This window comes from Roseateles flavus, from assembly GCF_039872765.1.
GTDB classification, from domain to species: domain Bacteria; phylum Pseudomonadota; class Gammaproteobacteria; order Burkholderiales; family Burkholderiaceae_C; genus Roseateles_B; species Roseateles_B flavus.
Genome location: NZ_JBDPZC010000001.1, coordinates 690,777 through 710,375 on the forward strand (window position 1 = coordinate 690,777; position 19,599 = coordinate 710,375).

The 19,599-nt window shown below is 72.6% G+C and carries 16 protein-coding genes; 11 read left to right on the top strand and 5 right to left on the bottom strand.

Annotated features, from left to right (window positions below; translation table 11 throughout):
- Positions 1–78: 78 nt before the first annotated feature.
- The 8 genes from ABDJ40_RS03120 to ABDJ40_RS03155 all read left to right on the top strand — a co-directional run bounded on the left by ABDJ40_RS03120 (position 79) and on the right by ABDJ40_RS03155 (position 7,173).
- Complete coding sequence (locus ABDJ40_RS03120; protein WP_347605929.1) at positions 79–1,398, top strand: NAD(P)/FAD-dependent oxidoreductase; 1,320 nt, start codon at positions 79–81, stop codon at positions 1,396–1,398.
- Positions 1,395–2,168, top strand: a complete 774-nt coding sequence (locus ABDJ40_RS03125) for a DUF1365 domain-containing protein (protein WP_347605932.1) — start codon at positions 1,395–1,397, stop codon at positions 2,166–2,168. The genes ABDJ40_RS03120 and ABDJ40_RS03125 overlap by 4 nt, the downstream gene beginning before the upstream one ends.
- Positions 2,165–3,436, top strand: a complete 1,272-nt coding sequence (locus ABDJ40_RS03130) for a class I SAM-dependent methyltransferase (RefSeq protein WP_347605935.1) — start codon at positions 2,165–2,167, stop codon at positions 3,434–3,436. Before ABDJ40_RS03125 ends, ABDJ40_RS03130 begins: the two co-directional genes overlap by 4 nt.
- 128 nt (positions 3,437–3,564) lie before the next feature.
- Complete coding sequence (locus ABDJ40_RS03135; protein ID WP_347607346.1) at positions 3,565–4,035, top strand: chalcone isomerase family protein; 471 nt, start codon at positions 3,565–3,567, stop codon at positions 4,033–4,035.
- An 8-nt stretch (positions 4,036–4,043) separates the two neighbouring features.
- Positions 4,044–5,357 (top strand): MFS transporter, encoded by a 1,314-nt coding sequence (locus ABDJ40_RS03140; protein WP_347605938.1) that lies wholly within the window; start codon positions 4,044–4,046, stop codon positions 5,355–5,357.
- Complete coding sequence (locus ABDJ40_RS03145; protein ID WP_347605940.1) at positions 5,354–5,917, top strand: DUF3833 domain-containing protein; 564 nt, start codon at positions 5,354–5,356, stop codon at positions 5,915–5,917. Before ABDJ40_RS03140 ends, ABDJ40_RS03145 begins: the two co-directional genes overlap by 4 nt.
- Positions 5,908–6,684, top strand: coding sequence for an SDR family NAD(P)-dependent oxidoreductase (locus ABDJ40_RS03150; RefSeq protein ID WP_347605943.1), 777 nt, complete (start codon positions 5,908–5,910; stop codon positions 6,682–6,684). The genes ABDJ40_RS03145 and ABDJ40_RS03150 overlap by 10 nt, the downstream gene beginning before the upstream one ends.
- A 39-nt stretch (positions 6,685–6,723) precedes the next feature.
- A complete protein-coding gene (locus ABDJ40_RS03155; protein WP_347605946.1) occupies positions 6,724–7,173 on the top strand; it encodes a nuclear transport factor 2 family protein in 450 nt (149 codons plus the stop codon).
- Here ABDJ40_RS03155 and ABDJ40_RS03160 read toward each other — a convergent pair.
- The 4 genes from ABDJ40_RS03160 to ABDJ40_RS03175 all read right to left on the bottom strand — a co-directional run bounded on the left by ABDJ40_RS03160 (position 7,115) and on the right by ABDJ40_RS03175 (position 13,982).
- Complete coding sequence (locus ABDJ40_RS03160) at positions 7,115–8,140, bottom strand: diguanylate cyclase (protein ID WP_347605949.1); 1,026 nt, start codon at positions 8,138–8,140, stop codon at positions 7,115–7,117. The genes ABDJ40_RS03155 and ABDJ40_RS03160 overlap by 59 nt on opposite strands.
- On the bottom strand, positions 8,133–12,992 hold the full coding sequence (locus tag ABDJ40_RS03165) for a PAS domain S-box protein (protein ID WP_347605951.1): 4,860 nt from the start codon (positions 12,990–12,992) through the stop codon (positions 8,133–8,135). The genes ABDJ40_RS03160 and ABDJ40_RS03165 overlap by 8 nt, the downstream gene beginning before the upstream one ends.
- A 5-nt stretch (positions 12,993–12,997) precedes the next feature.
- On the bottom strand, positions 12,998–13,375 hold the full coding sequence (locus ABDJ40_RS03170) for a response regulator (protein ID WP_269631875.1): 378 nt from the start codon (positions 13,373–13,375) through the stop codon (positions 12,998–13,000).
- A 91-nt stretch (positions 13,376–13,466) separates the two neighbouring features.
- The gene (locus ABDJ40_RS03175) at positions 13,467–13,982 is read right to left on the bottom strand and encodes a c-type cytochrome (RefSeq protein WP_347605955.1); all 516 of its coding nucleotides are present in this window, start codon (positions 13,980–13,982) and stop codon (positions 13,467–13,469) included.
- A gap of 154 nt (positions 13,983–14,136) precedes the next feature.
- Here ABDJ40_RS03175 and ABDJ40_RS03180 point away from each other — a divergent pair, with 154 nt between their 5' ends.
- Positions 14,137–16,692 carry a cation-translocating P-type ATPase gene (locus ABDJ40_RS03180; RefSeq protein WP_347605958.1) on the top strand — a complete coding sequence of 852 codons (2,556 nt, stop codon included), beginning with the start codon at positions 14,137–14,139 and terminating at the stop codon, positions 16,690–16,692.
- Between the two features lie 6 nt (positions 16,693–16,698).
- Here the strand turns inward: ABDJ40_RS03180 and ABDJ40_RS03185 are convergent, their stop codons facing one another.
- Entirely contained in the window at positions 16,699–17,289 is a 591-nt protein-coding gene (locus ABDJ40_RS03185) for a lysozyme (protein WP_347605960.1), read from the bottom strand.
- Between the two features lie 204 nt (positions 17,290–17,493).
- Here ABDJ40_RS03185 and ABDJ40_RS03190 point away from each other — a divergent pair, with 204 nt between their 5' ends.
- Together ABDJ40_RS03190 and ABDJ40_RS03195 are read left to right on the top strand one after the other, a co-directional pair.
- The gene (locus ABDJ40_RS03190) at positions 17,494–17,742 is read left to right on the top strand and encodes a DUF3297 family protein (RefSeq protein WP_269631871.1); all 249 of its coding nucleotides are present in this window, start codon (positions 17,494–17,496) and stop codon (positions 17,740–17,742) included.
- A gap of 100 nt (positions 17,743–17,842) precedes the next feature.
- Positions 17,843–19,582 (top strand): hypothetical protein, encoded by a 1,740-nt coding sequence (locus ABDJ40_RS03195; protein ID WP_347605964.1) that lies wholly within the window; start codon positions 17,843–17,845, stop codon positions 19,580–19,582.
- Positions 19,583–19,599: the final 17 nt, after the last annotated feature.

Consider the following 19,599-nt stretch of genomic DNA (forward strand, 5'->3'; position numbering starts at 1 on the left):
AGTTATATTTCTGAACTAATGAGTTCATAAATTGGCCGACCGGGTACAGCCGGCGGTCCTGCAACAGGGAGCAGGCCCATGCGACGCATCGCAGTCATTGGTTCCGGGGTGGCGGGTCTGGCGGCCGCCTGGCGCTTGAGCGCGCCGGGCGCGCCCCATCGCGTGACCCTGTTCGAGGCGGACAGCCACTTCGGCGGCCACGCCCACACGGTGGACCTGTGCCTGGACGGCGTCAGCCATGGCGTGGACACGGGCTTCCTGGTCTTCAACCACCGCACCTATCCCCTGCTGACCGAGCTGTTCCAGACGCTGGGGGTCGAGACGGCGGCTTCGGACATGTCCTTCTCGGTGCAGGTGCCCCACAGCGATGGCCGCGAGGGCCTGGAGTGGAGCGGCAGCTCGCTCAACACCGTCTTCGCGCAGCGCCGCAACCTGCTGCGGCCGGACTTCTGGCGCCTGCTGGGCGAGATCCTGCGCTTCAACCGGCTCTGCACGGACCTGGCCGTCCGCGGGGACGAGGTCCAGCTGGACGGCACCATCGAGGACTTCCTCGCCGGGCATCAGTTCGATCGTGCCTTCCAGGACCACTACCTGCTGCCCATGGTGGGCTGCATCTGGAGCTGCCCCACGGACCAGATGCTGCGCTTCCCCATCCGCACCCTGATCCGCTTCTGTCACAACCACGGGCTCATCCAGGTCAACGACCGCCCGCAATGGCACACCGTGCGCGGCGGCTCGCGCCAGTATGTGCGCCAGCTGCTGCAGCGCCTGAACGACGCCCGCCTGAACATGCCGGTGCTGGGCGTGCAGCGCCAGGCCCAGGGGGCGCGGGTGCTGACGGTGCAGGGGGCGGAGTCCTTCGACGCCGTGGTCATGGCCTGCCACACCGACCAGGCCCTGGCCCTGCTGGGCGACGACGCCACGCCCGAGGAGCGCGCCCTGCTCGGTGCCATCCGCTACCAGCCCAACGAGGCCGTGCTGCACACCGATGCCTCAGTGCTGCCGCGGCGCCGTCTGGCCTGGGCCGCCTGGAACTACGAGCGCGCGGCCGAGGCCGGCCGGGAGGGCGCCCAGGTCTGCCTGCACTACCTGCTCAACCGCCTGCAGCCGTTGCCCTGGGCACAGCCGGTGGTGGTTTCGCTGAACCCCGCCCGCCCGATCGACGAGCGCCAGGTCCACCGCCGCATCAGCTACGCCCACCCGGTGTTCGACCGGGCGGCCATGCAGGCCCAGGGCCGGCTGCCGCAGCTGCAGGGCCAGCGTCACACCTGGTTCTGCGGCGCCTGGAGCGGCTATGGCTTCCATGAGGACGGCCTGCGCTCGGGCTTCGAGGTGGCCGATGCCGTGCAAGCCAAGCTGGCCCGGCGCGACGCCCTGGCGGAACGGGGGGCTGCATGAGCCCGCCCGGCGCCCAGCTGGGCCTGGGGACGGTGTGGCACCGTCGCCTGCGGCCGGCCCTGCATGCCTTCCATTACCCTGGCTACTTCCTGCTGCTGCCTCTGCGCCAGCTGCGCGCCAGGCCCTGTGACGCCCTGCGGCGCAACCGCCGCGGCCTGCTGAGCTTCCACGACCGGGACCATGGCGACGGCGGCGGCGATGCCCTGGCCTGGTTCGACCGCCTGCTGCTGGCAGAAGGCGTGTCCGACGCCACCGGCGAAGTCTGGCTGCAGACCTTCCCGCGCGTGCTGGGCTTTGCCTTCAAGCCTGTGAGCTTCTGGTACGCCCACCGCGAAGACGGCAGCCTGGCCGCGGTGGTGGCGGAGGTCAATAACACCTTCGGTGAGCGTCACGTCTATCTGCTGGACGGGCCTGGCCTGGCCTTCGGGCAGCCGCAGTCGGCGCGCAAGGTCTTCCATGTCTCGCCGTTTTGCCGCGTCGAGGGGGACTACACCTTCCGCTTCGACCGGCGCCTGGATGCGCAGGGGCAGCCCGCCTGGTGCCGGGCCGCCGTGGACCTGCGCGATGCCCAGGGCCTGTTGCTGCAGACCAGCCAGGCCGGCCTGCTGCAGCCGCTCACGCCCGGCGCCGTCCGTCGTGCCTTCTGGGGCCTGCCCTTGATGACCTTCGGCGTGGTGCTGCGCATCCACTGGCAGGCGCTGCGCCTTCTGTGCAAGCGCGTGCCCTTCTTCTCCAAGCCATCCGCCCCGTCTGAACTGGTGAGTCGATGACCATGAGCCAAGAGACCTTCCTGAACAGCGCGGCCGTGCATCGCCGCGCGACCGTCCCGTCCACGGCCCGGCGCGTGCTGCGCCTGCTGCAGCGCCTGCCGCAGGGCCAGCTGAGCCTGCAGCTGCCCGACGGCGACACGCTGCTGCTCGGCAACCCCAGCCACAGCGGCGAGGCTGCGCTGCGGGCGCAGCTGGTGGTGCACGACTGGCAGGTCTTCGAGCGCACGCTCAAGGCCGGCGACATCGGCCTGGCCGAGAGCTTCATCGACGGCCAGTGGGACACGCCCGACCTCGCCGCCCTGCTGCGTCTGTGCATCGTCAACCGCGAGCACATCGAGCAGCTGGTCTACGGCCGCTGGTGGGGGCGTCTGCTGTACCGCCTCAAGCACCTGCGCCAGCGCAATTCACGGGCCGGCAGCGAGAAGAACATCCACGCCCACTACGACCTGGGCAATGACTTCTACCGCCTCTGGCTGGACCCGGGCATGAGCTACAGCGCCGCCTGGTTCGAGGGCCGGGAGCCCCGCGAGGTGGCCCTGATCGACGCGCAGGACGCCAAGCTGCGCCGCACCCTGCGCGAGGCGCGGGTGGCGCCGGGGCATCGCGTGCTGGAGATCGGTTGCGGCTGGGGCGGCCTGGCCGAGCTGGCGGCGCGCGAGTTCGGTGCCGAGGTGACGGGCGTGACCCTGTCCCGCGAGCAGCTGCAATGGGGCCGCGAGCGCATCGCCGCGGCCGGCCTGCAGGACCGGGTGGACCTGCGCTACCAGGACTACCGCGACCTGCCCGCGCAGCACCGCGAGCAGCCCTTCGATGCCATCGTCTCCATCGAGATGTTCGAGGCCGTGGGTCATGAATACTGGCGCGGCTACTTCCAGACGCTGTGGGATTGCCTCAAGCCCGGCGGCCATGCCTGCATCCAGAGCATCACCCTTCGCGACGACCTCTTCCCGCGCTACCTGCGCTCGACGGACTTCATCCAGCAGTACATCTTCCCCGGCGGCCTGCTGCCCAGCCCCTCGGCCTTCGAGGCGGAGGCGCGCCGCGCGGGCTTCGTGGTCGAGAACCGCCTGGCCTTCGGGCGCGACTACGCCGAGACCCTGCGCCGCTGGCATGCCGACTTCCTGCGCACGCTGCCCCAGGTCCGTGCCTTGGGCTTCGATGCGCGCTTCGAGAAGATCTGGACCTTCTACTTGGCCTACTGCGAAGCTGCCTTCGACACCGGCAACACCGATGTGATGCAGTTCACCCTCAGAAAGCCCGCCCCATGAACCCCCGCCGCCTGCACCGCCGTGCGCTGTGTGCGGCACTCTGCTCGATGCCCTGGACGCTTATGGCCACCACCGCTTCCCCCGCTCCCCCGGCTGCTGCCGGCCCGGCCTCGACCGCCCCGCCTGCCATGCCCGAGGAGCTCCAGCCCCTGCTGCCCGAGGCGCGCCTGCGGGGCAGCGGCGTGCTGCGCTTCTTCGGCCTGCGGGTCTACGAGGCCCGACTCTGGACCTTGCCCGCCTTCACGCCGGAGGACTACGCCAGCCAGCGCCTGGGCCTGGTGCTCAGCTATGACCGGCGCCTGGAGGGCGGTGCCATCGCCGAGCGCTCCATCGCCGAGATGCGCCGCGTGGGCTCCTTCAGCGAGGCGCAGGCCCAGCAATGGCTGGCCCTCATGAGGAAGGCCTTCCCCGACGTCAAGCCGGGCGACCGCTTGCTGGGCTGGCATGACGGCCAGGGCGGCGTGCGCTTCTTCCACAACGGCCGGCCGACCGCGGAGCTGGCGGACCCGCTCTATGCGCGCCTCTTCTTTGGCATCTGGCTGGCGCCGCAGAGCTCGGCACCGGCTCTGCGCCAGTCGCTGCTGGGCCTGCCCGGCTGAGCCTGTCCATGGACGCGGCCCGCCCTTCGCTCGAACCGAGGCCCGCCGGCGCCGATGTGGCGTCGCTGGCCTGGCGTCAGGGCCTGGCCTACGGCGCGCTGGCCCTGCCCCTGGCCTTCGTGTCCCTGCCGCTTTACGTGAGCCTGCCGCATCACTACGCCACGCAGGCGGGCGTGCCCCTGGGCGTGCTGGGCGCCACCTTGCTGGGCCTGCGGGCCCTGGATGCCGTGGTCGACCCCTGGCTCGGCCGGCGTGCCGACGGCCTGCTGCAGCGAGGGGCCGGGCCCGCCTGGCGTGCGGCGGCCCTGCTGGCCCTGATGCTCGCCCTGGCCTTTGCCGCGCTGTGGCAGCCGCCCGCCGGCGACTGGCACCGCGCCTGGGTCTGGCTGATGGCCAGCCTGACCGTCTGCACCCTGGCCTTCAGCGCCCTGAGCCTGCTGCACCAGGGCTGGGGCACGCGCTGGGGCGGCAGCGTGGCCTGGCGCGCGCGGGTCACCGCCTGGCGCGAGGGCGCCACCCTGCTGGGCGTGCTGGTGGCCAGCGGCCTGCCCTGGTGGCTGGGCACGGGCGGCAGCAGCCTGGTCCTGGCGGGCGCCCTGGTCGTGGGGCTGTGGGGCCTGCACAGGCTGGCGGCGCCGACCCCGCCGTCCCTGCCGCCGGCCCGGCACGGCGCGAGGCCGCGCTCGCCCTGGCGGCAGGCCGACTTCCGTCACCTGCTCGCCGTCTTCCTGATCAATGGCACGGCCAGTGCGATCCCCGCCACGCTGCTGCCCTTCTTCGTCAGCGACCGGCTGATGGCCGCCGAATGGCAGCCGGCGCTGCTGCTGGCCTACTTCGCCGCTGGCGCCCTGGGCCTGCCCGCCTGGGCAGCGCTGGCCTCGCGCGTGGGCCTGGCCCCGGCCTGGCGTGCGGGCATGGCGCTCAGCGTGCTGGGCTTCGCGGCCACGCCCTGGCTGGCCGCAGGTGATGCGCCCGCCTTTCTGCTCGTGTGCCTGGCCAGCGGGCTGGCGCTGGGGGCGGACCTGGCGCTGCCCGCCGCGCTGCTGACCGGCCTGATCCATCGCCATCCTGACGGCCCGGGCCGGGAAGGCCAGTTCCTCGGCTGGTGGACCTGCGCCAGCAAGCTCAACCTCGCCCTGGCCGCGGGCCTGGCGCTGCCGGCGCTGGGCAGTCTGGGCTATGCCCCCGGCACGCGCGATGCCGCCGCACTGGACACCCTGGCCTGGGCCTACGCCGGCCTGCCCTGTGCGCTCAAGGGTCTTGCGCTGGCCCTGCTATGGCGGCTGGAGCGGGCCCACCCTTCCTGGAGTACGACCACATGAAGCTCAAGCGCCCCCTCAGCCTCTTCGCGCCGTTGGTCCTGGCGGCCGCCCTCAGCGGCTGCGCCGGCCCGCAGGTGCAGGACTATGCCCAGGAGCAGCCCACGCTGGACCTGCGCAGCTATCTGCAGGGCTGCCTGCAGGCGCAGGGGCTGTTCACGGACCGCGCCGGCCGCGTCGTCAAGCGCTTCCACGTGCGCATGGAAGGCCGCTGGCAGGGCGAGGAGGGCACGCTTGACGAGCACTTCACCTACAGCGACGGCAGCACCCAGCGCCGCGTCTGGCGCCTGCGCCACCTGGGCCAGGGCCGCTACAGCGGGCAGGCGGACGATGTCGTGGGCGAAGCCCGCGGCGCGCAGGCAGGCAATGCCTTCCAGTGGAAGTACACCCTGGCCCTGCCTGTGGACGGTCGCGTCTGGGAGGTCGCTCTGGACGACTGGATGTTCCGCATGGACGAGCGCACCGTGCTCAACCGTTCGGCCATGAGCAAGTGGGGCCTGCACCTGGGCGACGTGACCCTGGTGTTCACCAAGGACGAGCCGGGGGCCACGACATGCCGCTGAACCCGCCCCTGCGCGACTGGGCCGGCCAGTGGGTCTGGCTGGTGGGCGCCTCCACGGGCATCGGCCGGGCGCTGGCCGAGGCGCTGCATCGCGAGGGCGCTCGCGTGATCGTGTCCGCGCGTAGCGAGCGGGCCCTGCGTGAGTTCGCGGCGGCGCACCCCGGCAGCCATGCCCTGCCGCTCAACGTGACGGATGCGCAATCCCTGCAGCAGGCCGCGGCCCAGGTGCTGGCCTGGGCGGGCGGCGCGCCGGCCCTGGTGGTCTACTGCGCCGGCCACTACCGGCCGCAGCATGCGACGGCGCTGGACCCCGTCGAGCTGCAGAAGCACCTGGACGTCAACTACCGCGGCGCCCTGCACCTGCTGGGGACCATCCTGCCGCCCCTGCTGGCCGCGGGTGCGGGGCACCTGAGCTTCGTGGGCAGCGTGGCGGGCTACCGCGGCCTGCCCAGGGCCCTGGCCTACGGGCCCACCAAGGCCGCGCTGCAGAACCTGGCCGAGGTCCTGCACCTGGACCTGCGGCCGCGCGGCCTGGGCGTGTCCATCGTCAACCCCGGCTTCGTGGCCACGCCCCTGACGCGGCAGAATGACTTCGAGATGCCGGCTTTGATCAGTGCCGAAGAGGCAGCGCAGGAGATGCTGCGCGGCTGGGCGCAGGGCCGCTTCGAGATCCACTTCCCCCGGCGCTTCACCCGCTGGATGCGCTGGCTGCGCTTCCTGCCGGATGCCTGGTACTTCGCTGCGGTCCGGCGTGCCACCGGCGCCTGAGGCCCGGGCCGCAGCACCGCCCCACTGACGAGACCGCCCATGTCCGCCCTGTCCCTGGATCCCCGCACCGCCCGCCTCGTGCAGGCCTACGAGGCCCTCAGCCCCTCGACGCTGCCGGCGCTGATGCAGCTCTACGACGAGGGCGCCACCTTCAAGGACCCCTTCAACGAGGTCCGTGGCCGCGCGCCCATCCAGCGCATCTTCGGCCACATGTTCGAGGTGCTCGTGGCCCCGCGCTTCACGGTGCAGCACACCGTCACCGAGGGCGACATGGCCTTCATCACCTGGGACTTCGAGTTCGGTCGCGAGGCTGGGGGCAAGACCTGGCACATCCACGGCGCCAGCTGCATCCGCTATGGGGCGCAGGGCCAGGTGCTGGCGCACCGCGACTACTGGGATGCCGCCGAGGAGCTCTACGAGAAGCTGCCGCTCATCGGCCGTCTGATGCGCTGGCTGCGTGGCCGGCTGGCGACGCCGGCCGCAGGCTGAGCCCGCGCCCGTCTCCAGTGCCCGGCGCGGCCAGAGGCTCGACCAGGGCGCGCGCGCGGCCCTGGGCCTTGGCGAGGTAGAGCTGCTGGTCGGCCTGCAGCATCCAGTCGGCGAGGGTCAGGTCTTGCGCTGCCGTGCTGCAGACGCCGCCGATGCTGACGCTCAGCACCGGCGCGGCCTCGGACCGCGCATGCGGCATCGCCAGCGCGCGCACCGCGGCTTCGAGAGCCTGCGCGACCAGGCGGGCGCCCTCGAGCCCGGTCTCCGCCAGCAGCACGGCGAACTCCTCGCCGCCGTAGCGGAAGGCCAGGTCGCCCGGGCGCCTCAGCTGGCCGCGCAGGGCCGTGGCCACCGCGCGCAAGGCGTCGTCGCCGGCCAGGTGGCCGTAGTGGTCGTTGTAGCGCTTGAAGAAGTCCACGTCGACCAGCATCAGGGCCAGGCTGCTGCCGTTGCGCTGGGCGCGCTGCAGCTCCGCCTGGGCCCGCGTGTCGAAGAAGCGGCGGTTGTAGAGCCCGGTCAGGCCGTCGATCAGGGCCTGCTGGCGCAGCAGGTCGGTCTGGAACTTGAGGGTCAGGTGGGTCTTGACCCGGCTGCGCATCACCGAGGGCCGGAAGGGCTTGGTGACGAAGTCCACGGCACCGCATTCCAGACCGCGCTCCTCGGTGGCCTCGTCCTGGTCGGCGGTCAGGAAGATCACCGGGATGTCGACCAGGGCGGGATCGGCCTTGATGCGGCGGCAGACCTCGAAGCCGTCCATGCCCGGCATCATCAGGTCCAGCAGGATGAGGTCGGGCTGCTGGCGAGCGCACAGTGCCAAGGCCTGCTCGCCGCTGGTGGCCATCAGCACCTGGCAGTCGGCCGCGAAGACCTGGTGCAGGGCCTGGATGTTCAGCGGCAGGTCGTCCACCAGCAGCAGGCGCGGCTTGCGGTCCAGGGGCAGCTTGAAGTCGAAGAGGCGCTCAGTCATGAGGCAGGGCGTCCAGCATCTGCGCGCAGCTGTGGTCAGCGCTCACGAAATCCAGGAGGGCCATGGATCGGTCCAGGGCATCGAAGGGCTCGGCCAGCTCGGGCCGCGCCTCGCACAGGGGACGCAGCTGCTCCAGCTGGTCGAATGCTGCCATATCGGATTCAGCCAGGCGAGCGCGCAGGGTGGCCAGGGCCTCACGCAAGGGCTGCGGATCGAAGGCGGCCGCTGCCTCGCTGGTCGGTCCCGCAGATGCCTGCAAAGCCTGCGCCAGCGGCAGCAGCTCCCCGGCCAGGGTGGCCGCCTGCAGCAGGGCCTGGACCTCCGCCGGCGGCGGCGCCTCGCCCTTCTTGAAGTCCTGCTCGCAGCGGAAGGCCAGATCGGCCACGCGGCGCGCGCCCACGGTGGCGGCCAGGCCGCGCAGGCCGTGCAGCAGCGCGGCCGCGTCGGTCCAGCGGCTGGCGTCCAGCAGCGGCTGCAGGCGCGGTGCCAGGGCGGCGGCATCGTCCACGAAGCCCCGGCAGATGCGCAGGTAACGCTCCGGCCGGCCCATCAGGCGGGCGAGGCCGTCGGCCAGATCCAGGCCCAGCGCCAGGCCCCGGGCCTGCAGTGCTGGCGGTACCTGGGTCGTGCCGGACGGAGCGGCCACCACCGGGGCGTCCGTGGCCGGCATGCGCCCCAGGCGGCGGTTGATCACGGCCACCAGCTCGTCCAGCTCGAAGGGCTTGCCCACATGCCCGTCCATGCCGGCGGCGCGCGCGGCCTCGCGGTCGCTCTCCATGGTGTTGGCGGTCATGGCGATGACGGGCAGATGGGCCAGGCGGGCGTCGGCGCGGAGGGCGCGCGTGGCGGTGTAGCCGTCCATCTCGGGCATCTGCACGTCCATCAGGATGAGGTCGAAGGCGGCGTCCTCCGCCAGGCGCTGCAGGGCCAGGGCGCCGTTGCCGGCCACCTCGATGCGGGCGCCCTCGTCCTCCAGCAGCTCGCGGGCCACCTGCTGGTTGATGCGGTTGTCCTCGACCACCAGCAGGCGCAGTCCCTGCAGCCGCGAGCTGCCGACCGGCGCGGCGCTGTGCGTGGGCGCGGGCAGCTGGGCGGGGTCGGCCTCCGGCAGGGCCAGGCTGAAGAAGAACTCGCTGCCCTGGCCCGGCGTGCTGTGCAGCTGCAGCTGGCCTCCCATCAGCTGCACCAGGCGCTGGCTGATGGACAGACCCAGACCGGTGCCGCCGAAGCGACGGGTGGTCGAGGCCTCGGCCTGGGTGAAGCCTTCGAAGATCTTCTGCTGATGCGCCGGATCGATGCCGATGCCGCTATCGCTGACCCGGAACTCCATTCGCACACTGCCCGGCGGGTCCCCGGCCAGGGGCGGCTCACGCCGCAGGCTCACCTGCACCTGACCCTCGGGCGTGAACTTGATCGCGTTGCCACCCAGGTTGATCAACACCTGCTGCAGGCGCAGGCTGTCGCCCAGCAGGGCCGGCGGCAGGGTCGGGTCCAGCTCGAAGTGCAGGGCCAGCGGCCGGTGCCGCACGTTGCCGGTGAGGATGACGCGCAGGTCGTCCAGCAGGGTCTGGGGCGAGAAGGGGTGGCTGTCCACCTGCATCTTGCCGGCCTCGATCTTGGAGAAGTCCAGGATGTCGTTGAGCAGGCCCAGCAGCGAGCGCCCGGCGCGCTCGGTCTTGCTGACGTAGTCGCGCTGGCGCTCGTCCAGCGGCGTGCGCTGCAGCAGCTGCAGCAGGCCCAGCACCGCATTCATGGGCGTGCGGATCTCGTGGCTCATATTGGCCAGGAACTGGCCCATGGCGGCGCTGGCGGCCTCGGCGGTGGCGGTGGCCTCGCGCAGCTCGGCCTCGGTCTGCTTCTGGCGGCTGATGTCGAAGCCCACGCCCAGGTAGCCGAAGAGCTCGCCGTCGGGCGTGCGCATCTCGGTGACCACGCGCAGGGCCGGGAAGCTGCTGCCGTCCTTGCGCACATAGTGGCACTCCACCTCGCGGCCCAGCTGCGAGGGGTGCACGAGGGCGGCGAATCCGCTGAGCGGCTCGCCCACCTGCGTCGAGATCTCGCGGCCGTAGGCCTCCAGCTCCGCGGGATCGAACAGGGTGCTGGCACTGGCCTTGCCTATCATCTCGGCCGCGCTGTAGCCGGTCATCAGCTCGGCGCCCTTGTTGAAGACGTTGACGATGCGCTGGCGGTTGGAGCCCATGATGGCCACCTTGCTCGAGGCGTCCATCACGGCCTTCTGCAGCAGCAGGGCCTTGGCCAGTTCCTGGGCGGCGTGGCGCTGCTGGGTCACGTCGATGTAGGTGGTGACGAAGCCGCCGCCGGGCATGGGGGCGCCGCGGATGTCCAGCACCGTGCCGTCGGGCCGTGTGCGCTCGAACTGGTGCAGGGTCGGCTGGCGGGCCCGCTCGATGATGGCGTCCACCGTGGCCTCCAGGTCCTGGCTTTCGCCGTATTCGCCGCGCTGCGCGTTGAAGCGGATGATCTCCTCGAACCGGACCGGCTCGCCGCGCAGCTCGGCCTCGAAGAGCTGGGGCGGGAAGGCCAACAGATCGCGGAAGAGCTGATTGTCGGCGACCAGATGCAATTGCGCATCGAAGACGCTGAGGCCGCAGGGCAGGTTGTCCAGCACGCTGCGCAGCACGTCGTGGTTGCGGCGCAGGGAGTCCTCCAGGCGCCGCCGCTCGGTGATGTCCTGCAGCGTGCCGACGATGCGCACCACGCGCCCGCCATCGAACTCCGGCTGGGTCACGGAGCGCACCCAGATCTCGCGCCCCCGGGCCGTGAGGAGGCGCAGCTCCAGGTCCTGGGGCGTTCCCTCGCTCACCAGCGCCTGGGTGGCCGTGTTGATCTGAGCGCGGGTCTCGGCGTCGAAGAAACGCAGGGCTTCCTCGGGGTTGGGCTGGGGCGATGCGGGGTCCAGGTCATGGATCCGGAACATCTGCGCGCTCCAGTGCAGGCGCTGCGGCTTCAGCTCCAGCTGCCAGGCGCCGAGGCCCGCGATGCGGCCCGCCTGCTCGAGGACAGCCTCGTTGTTGCGCAGATCCTGCTCGACGCGCTTGCGCCCGCTGATGTCCAGGTGCGTGCCAGCGACGAGCAGCGGCTGCCCCTGCGCGTCGCGGGCGGCGACCTTGCCGCGCGTCATGACCCAGACCCAGTGCCCGTCCCGGTGGCGCAGGCGCATCTCGGTCTCGTACTGCGGCGTCGCGCCCTGCAGGTGGTCCTTGAGGACGCGCGTGGCCCGTTGCAGGTCCCCGGGGTGGGTCAGGCGCTCCCAGGTCTGCTTGGTGATGGGCTCCAGGTCGGCCAGGGTGTAGCCCAGCATCTGGGCCCATTCCTCGTTGAAGCGCACGGTGTCATGGGCGAGGTCCCACTCCCAGGTGCCGGCGCCGGTGCCGTCGATGATGCTTTGCAGGCGCAGCTGCTCGCGCGCCAGCTGTTCGGCGGCGGCCTTGCGCTCGGTGATGTCCAGGGCGATCTCGATGAAGCCGGTCAGGGAGCCGTCCTCGTCACGCACGGGCTGCAGCTCGGTGTCCACCCAGTTGAGCCGGCCGTCCTTGCGGCGGTTGAGGATCTCCACTCGGCAGCCCTTGCCCTCGCGCGCGGCCTCCGCCAGGGTGTGCAGGGTCTCAGGCGCGGCCAGGCCGCTGCTGAGGACCTCGGCCGGCGTGCGGCCCAGGACCTCCTCGGCGTCGTAGCCGGTGATGCGGGTGAAGCCCTCGTTGACCCAGTTGATGCGCAGTTGCGCGTCCGTGGCGATCACCGCATTGGAGGTGCCGCGGGCAACCAGGGCCAGGCGCTGCAGATCAGCGGTCATGGCATGGGCCAGGGTTTCGGCGCGCTGGCGGGCGGAGGCCAGCAGCCAGGTCGCGAAGGCGAGGGCGGCGCTCAGCAGGGCGCCCCCGACGACGACGCCCGTCCAGGCCATGCTCACCGAGGACTGCTCGAAAACCGGCGTGCTGAGGCCCTGCACGCTGAGCCGGCGCTGGGCGACGGTGAGGGTGTGCCAGGTCCTGAAGGCGGCGCCCTGCTCGTCCAGCTCGGGCTCGGAGCGGTGGATCAGCTGTGCCGCGTCCGCCTGTTCGCCGTCGTAGAGGGACACGGCCAACTGGCCGTCGGTGACGTAGCCCAGCTGCTCGAACATCTCGTGCGCGACCAGGGGGGCGAAGAGCAGGCCCATGAGGGCCCGCCGCCGCTGCTCCGAGGTCTGCGGGTCGCTGCCTGGCCGGTAGAAGGGCACCAGCAGCAGAAAGCCCACGGACTGGGAGGCATCCTGGCGCAGGACCAGCCGCTCGCTGAGCACGGGCCGGCCGGTGTCGATGGCCTGCTCGACGGCCTGGCGGCGCGTGGCGTCCCCTGCCAGGTCCAGGCCCAGGGCTGGGCGGTTGGGGGCCAGCGGCTCGAGGTACTTGATCAGGTAATGGGGGCTGCCGGGCGGTCCGAGGTCCTGCACGGCGTAGTCGGTCTGGCCTTCGCGCCACCGGGCGTCGATGAAGGACGCCAACGCCTCATGCGGTACCCGCTCGATCAGCCCGAAGCCGCGAATGCCCGGGAACTCCTGCTCCAGCTGCCGCGATTCCACATAGGCCCGGAACTGGGGCAGGGTGACCTGCCCCGTGGCCGCGAACAGCCCGCGCGCGCCGTGCATGCCATAGACCGGCAGCTGCAGGCGCCGCGCCACCTCGCGCTCCACTCTTTCGCCCAGGCGATCGAAGCGCGCCTGGGCGCTGCGGGTCTCGCGCTGCTCAATCCAGATGCCCGAGCAGGCGGCGATGACCAGCCCCAGCAGCAACACCGTGGCCGCCAGGCCGTCCGGACGGCGCAGCAGCAGCCAGCGCGATGTGAATCGCGGCATGGGGGTCAGGTCTTGCTCAGCAGGGCCTGGACCTGCCGGTCGAGCTCGACCGGACTGAAGGGTTTGGAGAGGTAGGCATCAGCGCCGGCGTCCAGGGCGGCCAGCCGGTCCTTGGGGTCGGCATTGGCCGAGAGGATGAGCACGCGCAGCGTGGCCAGTTCGGCGTCGGCGCGGAACTGGCGGCAGAGGGCGAGGCCGTCGGTGTCCCCGGGGAGCACCACGTCAAGGATCACGAGGTCGGGATGCAGGGCGCGGGCCAGCTGCAGGGCACCGGCGGCATTGGCGGCCTCGTGCAGGGTGAAGCCGTTGTCCGTGAGACCCCAGCGGACCAGCCTGCGGGTCTCCGCCTGGTCGTCCACGATCAGGATACGCTTGGCGGGCATCGTTCCTCCTCGGAATCATCTCGCGGTGATGACGGCAGCATAGCCGCCGTCGCGCCTGGGACTGTCACGGCATCGCAACGCGGGCGGCGGGTCAGGGCGCCGGGCGCCCCGGGCCCTGCGAGCCGTCCGCGCGGGCGGCCAGGTAGGCATAGAGGTCAGCGATGTGAGCGGTCACCACCGGCTCGCCCTGCCAGGCGGGCATGGTCAGCGCGCCCTGGCGGCCTTGCAGCACGGCCTCGAGCTGGGCCTCGCGACCGGTGGCATCGGTGCCGGCGGGCAGGGCCCAGTCGTAGCGGCTCAGCACCAGGGCCATGAAGCGGCGGGCGCCCATGTCGCGCACCCGCAGGCTCAGGTCCGGCGCCTGGGCGCTGCCGCTGGCGTCGGCGCCATGGCAGCGGGCGCACTTGTCCTGGAAGACCCGCCAGCCGGTGTAGACGGTGCCGGGGGCCTTGTTCTGGCGCGCCAGGGCCTCGGCAGGCAGGCGGTTCTGTACGGTGACGCCGCAGCCGGCCAGGGCCAGCGCGATCGACAGGCCCAGGGCCGTCAAGGGGCGGCGGCGCGAGGCGGCAGTCCGGGGCAGCGGGGGCAGGGGGGTCAGGTCTTGCATGGGGCTCTCCCAAGGATGCCTGCAGGGCGGATGCGGTCCAGCATGCCACGTAGTGCCGGACGCAGCTTGAGCCATGTCAAGCGCTTGTCTGGCGTCACACGCCGGGGCGCCGGATTGCCCTAGAGTCGGGCGATCACCCGCCGCCAGCATCGCCATGACGCCCACCCCCGCCACGCCTGCCCGACAAGGCCTCAGCGAAGCCCAGGCCCGCGAGCGTCGGGCCCGTTTCGGCCCCAATGTGCTCGAGGACCGCGAGCAGCAGGGCCTGCTGCAGACCCTGCGCAGCGTGGCCACCGAGCCCATGTTCCTGCTCCTGCTGCTGGCTGCGGCCGTCTACCTGCTGCTGGGGGACCTGGGCGAGGGCCTGCTGCTGAGCTTCTTCGCCCTGCTGACGGTGGGCCTGGTGGTGCTGCAGGAGCGGCGCAGCGCCCATGCCCTGGACGCCCTGCGCTCCCTGGCCCAGCCGCAGGTCCGCCTGCTGCGGGAGGGGCGCTGGCAGCGGCGTGCCGCCAGCGAGCTGGTGCCGGGGGATCTGGTCGCCGTGGGCGAGGGCGATCGCGTGTCGGCCGACGGCCGGCTCCTCGAGGCAACCGGCGTCTCGGCTGACGAGTCCCTGCTGACCGGCGAGTCCGTGCCCGTGCGCAAGAGGCCCTGGCAGGCCACGGATGCGGGCGGTGCAGCCCCGTCCCCCGGGGGCGACGACAGCCCCTGGCTGCACGCCGGCACCCTGCTCGTGGCCGGCCACGGGCTGCTGGAGGTGGACGCCACGGGGCGACGGACGCAGCTCGGCCGCATCGGCGCCTCCCTGGCCGGCATCGACAGCAGCAGCACCCCTCTGCAGCTTCAGCTGCGCCGCGTGGTGCAGGTCTTCGGTGGCGCGGCGCTGGGCACCAGCCTGCTGCTCCTGCTGTGGCATGGCTGGCGGGAGGGCGACTGGCTGCAGGGCCTGCTGTCGGGCATCGCCATCGGCATGGCCCTGCTGCCGGAAGAGTTCCCGATGGCGCTGACCGTCTTCCTGGCCCTGGGGGCCTGGCGGCTGGCGCGCATCCAGGTGCTGGCGCGGCGTCCGGCGGTGATCGAGGCCCTGGGCTCGGCCACCCTGCTGTGCGTGGACAAGACGGGTACGCTGACCGAGAACCGCATGAGCCTGCGGCGCCTCTGCGTCCCTGGCCTGGACCTCAGCCTGCAGGGGCCGGCCGACGAGGCGGCCCTGCCCGAGGCGCTGCATCGTCTGCTGGAGTTCGGCATGCTGGCCTCGCGCCGCGGCGGCGCCGATCCCATGGACCAGGCCGTGCTGCGGCGCGGTGATGCCGGCCTGGCGGGGTCCGAGCACCTGCATCCCGACTGGACGCTGCTGCACGAGTACCCGCTGAGCCCGGCCCTGCTGGCTTTCTCCCAAGTCTGGACGGCACCCGACGGCCAGCGCTGGATCGCCGCCAAGGGCGCGCCCGAGGCGGTCGCTGATCTCTGCCACCTGGACGAGGCCCGCTGGGCCGAGCTGCGTCCGCAAGTGCAGGCCCTGGCCGAGGCCGGCCTGCGCGTGCTGGCGGTGGCCGCCGGGCCGGTCGGGCCCGGCGCGATGCCGCCGCAGGCCCACGACCATCGCTTCGAATGGCAGGGCCTGCTGGGCTTCGAGGACCCGCTGCGCGCCAGCGTGCCCGCGGCCGTCGCGCAGGCGCGGGCCGCCGGCGTGCAGGTGGCGATGATCACCGGCGACCACGCGGCGACCGCACTGGCTATCGCTGGCCAGGCCGGCATCGAGGTGCAGGCCGGCGCGCTGACGGGCGAGCAGATGGCCGCGCTGGATGACGCCGCGCTGGACCAGGCCCTGCGCCGGGTGCGGGTCTTCGCCCGCGTCATGCCGGAGCAGAAGCTGCGCCTGGTCCAGGCCTTCCAGCGCCTGGGCGAGACCGTGGCCATGACGGGCGACGGCGTCAACGATGCCCCGGCCCTGAAGGCGGCGCACGTGGGCATCGCCATGGGCCAGCGTGGCACCGACGTGGCCCGCGAGGCGGCCGGCCTGGTGCTGCTGGACGAGGACTTCGGCCGCATCGTGGGCGGCATCCGCATGGGGCGGCGCATCTTCGACAACCTGCGCCGGGTGATGGCCTACATCGTCGCCATCCACGTGCCGATCGCGGGCCTGGCCCTGCTGCCCGTGCTGCTGGGCCTGCCGCCCTTGCTGATGCCTGCGCATGTGGTGCTGACGGAAATGGTGATCGACCCCATCTGCTCCCTGGCCTTCGAGGGCGCACCCGAGCATCCGCGCCTGATGCAGCGGCCGCCGCGCCGGCGGGACGAGGGCCTGCTGGCGCCGCGCCTGCTGCTGATGGCGCTGATGCAGGGCGCCCTCCTGCTGCTCGCAACCCTGGGCCTCTATGCCTGGGCCCTGGAGGTCGGACGCTCGACCGAGCAGGCCCGCACCCTCGCCCTGCTGGCGCTGACCCTGGGCAATCTGGGCCTGGTGGGCCTGGACCTCAGCCTGGGCCTGGGCTGGCGCTCCCTGCTGGGGCCGGCCGCCCGCACCTTCTGGGCGGTGAGCGCGGCTGCCCTGCTGGTGCTGGGCGTGGCGCTGTGGCTGCCCGCCCTGCGCCAGCTGCTGCACCTGGCCTTGCTGCCCTGGGGGGATGCGCTGTGGCTGCTTGGCAGCACGGCGGCCACCCTGCTGGTGACAGGCACGCTCACGGCCCGCCTGCAGGGCAGGGATTGAGCGGGCTCAGAACGCCGGCCAGTCGGAGAGGTCGTCGATCTCGCGCCAGGCCCGCACGCAGGCATTGGTGGCGTCCATGCCGCTGAAGATGGCGGCCTCGGCCCATCGCCGGCGCAGCAGGCCCAGCATGGGGCGGCCCTCCTGCATGATCCACTTGCGCATTTCGGCCGGCACCTCGGACTTGCGGTTCGCGTTCAGGCGCAGCAGCATCGTGGACTTGGCCAGGTTGCCCGCCCCCAGGTTGTAGACCCAGGAGATCAGGGCCGCGGCCTCGCAGGTCAGCAGCGGCACCTGCACCCGCTGCTGGACATCGCGGGCGGCCCCGGCCATGTCCCGGCGCAGCAGCTGCTCGGCCTCGGCCTCGGTGATGGGCGGTGTCTGCGGCGTGACGCGGCGGCCCTGGGCGTCGATGATGGTGCCGTAGCCGATGGTCCAGGTGCCGCCGGGCTGGGCGCCGTTGTCGTCATAGGGATGGGCGAAGAAGCCCTCGATGCGCTTGACCACCGCCGTGGCAGCGGCGGGGACGGCGCCGTCCCAGGGGCTGGCATCGGGGGAGGCCTGGGCCGATGAGACGGGGGCGGACTTCCTGCTGGCCATGCGCGACTCCTGGCGGGCGATGGCCCCAAGGTAGCGCCAAATGCCGCCGGGCGCTACCAAGGTCTAGGGATGGCGGCCGGCCATGCACCCGGCTACCCCTCCTTCCGGCTTCAGACCTGACCCCGTCCGATGCGGGCCCCGGCCCGGCCGAAGGTGGGACGAACGTTGGACAATAGCGCCTTTGACCACTCACCCCTCCTCACCATGAGCGCTGCCGAGAACGCCCCCGCCCTGCCCGACCACCTGTCCGTCGACCCTGCCAGCCCGCACTTCGTGGCCGCCGTGTTCGAGCATGACGTCGGCATCAAGTTCAACGGCAAGGAGCGTTTCGATGTTGAGGAGTACTGCATCAGCGAAGGCTGGGTGAAGGTGCCGGCCGGCAAGACGGTGGACCGCCGCGGCCGCCCGGTGCTGATCAAGCTGAAGGGCCAGGTCGAGGCCTTCTACCGCTGACACCCGCCGGCCGGGCGCAGTCCGCCCCTGGCCCTGGGGTTTGCCTGGGGCCCGATGGACGCGCAGCGCGAGCGGCGGCACACTGCGCAGCAAGCCGGGCATGCCGCCGCCGTCCGGGTCCCTGCCCATTTCCGTGTCCCTGTCTCTTTCCGCCCCCGCCTCGTTGATGCCGCCCGCGGCTCGCCAGCAGCGCCCGCAGCTCAAGGACGAGCAGCTCAAGCGCAGCCTGCTGCTGGCCGGCCTGCTGCATGTCTGGCTGGCCGTGCTCGTCGGCACCGCCCCGGGCGATGCGCGGCAGGACGAACAGGCCGGTGGTGGCCGGCTGACCGTGCGGCTCCAGGGCGCTGCCACCGCCCAGCCCGGCGGCGCACCCGACAGCCAGGCCGACCGCGGCCCCGTGGGCGACGCCCCCAGCCGTCGCTTCGGCGGCGTGGTCCGCCGCGAGGACGAACCGGCCCCGCCCGACCAGCCCGGCGCCGCCCGCGAGGGCGATTGGGCGCCGCAGCCCAGCAGCGTCAAGCAGCTGCAGGACACCCCCGACAGCGCCAGGCCCCGGGCCGAGCCCCTCCAACCGCTCGCCCCGCCCCGCAGCGAGGCCCTGCGCAGCGAGCTGCCGACCCCGCCTGCCGAGGTCGATCCGCGCGTCACCCGCCAGCTGGACAGCGCCCCGCCCACGCCGGCCCAGGTGCAGGCGGCCCGGGTCGAGCCCCTGGCACGCCCCCTGGAGCGCCTGCAGCCGGTGGCGCGCCCCAGCCTGCCGGCGCAGTCGGCGGAGCGGCTGGACACCCAGGTGAGCCCGGCTCGCATCGAGGTTCCGCAGCGCCTGGAGCGGCTCTCGGCGCCCAGCCCCACCGAACTCCGCGCGCTGCCGCCCCTGGAGGCGCCCGCGCCCCGCGTGAGCACCCTGCAGAGTCCCAGCCAGCCCAGCCCCCTGACACAGGCCGTGCGTCCCCAGGCCCTGGGGACGCTCAGCAGTACGCCCGCCACGATCGCCGCCAGCCCGACGCTGAGCCTGCCGGAGCGTTCGACCGGCCGCCTCAGCGCGGACAGCCTGCGTCCTGCCGACAAGGTCCAGGCCGCCGCCCTGGCGCCGCTGGCCGCCGAGCAGGGCGCGCGCGCCCAGGACCTGCCCGCCAGCCCCGGCCTGGCGCCCTCCGAGCATGCCGTGGCCCAGCTGCCGGCCGAGGCGGCCAGCAGTGCGGCCCGCATCAGCGCGCCGCAGCCCCTGGGGCGCCTGACGCCCAGCGCCGCGGCGCAGTCCAGCCTGCAGGGTCTCCAGCCGATGAGCGTGCCCAGCGAGCAGGCGGGCAGCGGTGCCGCTGCTGCCACGCCGGCGGGAAGCGCGGCGGCGTCGAGCGCCACGGGCAGGGCCTCCGAGCGCACGCCCGGCACCGCCGCCCAGCCCCAGGCAGGCGAGCGCTCACTGACAGGCAATGCCACGGCCTCGACGGCACCGGGAGCCCAGGTGGCGCCCGCACCCGGCAAGGTCAGCCTCACGGGCGCCGATCCCAGCCAGGGCCCGTCCGCGCTGCCTCAGCCGGGTTCGCCGGACGCCGGCGCCCAGCGCGGCCGCGACGTCGCCACCGCGCCCTCGGCGCCGGCCAGCGCGCCGCGCCTGAACCTGGACCTGCCCACCTCCCAGCGCGGTCCGGTGGCCAGCAGCCGTTCGCGGGCCCTGCTGGAGATTGCGCCCAATCCGCCGGAGCTCAAGACCAAGCTGCAGAAGGACATGGAAAAGGCCTTGCGCGAGGACTGCCGCAAGGCCTATGCCGAGAACGGCCTGCTGGCCCTGGGCGCGATGGCACTGGACGCGCTGCGGGCCAAGGGCTGCAAGTTCTGACCAGGGCCGCGGTGGCT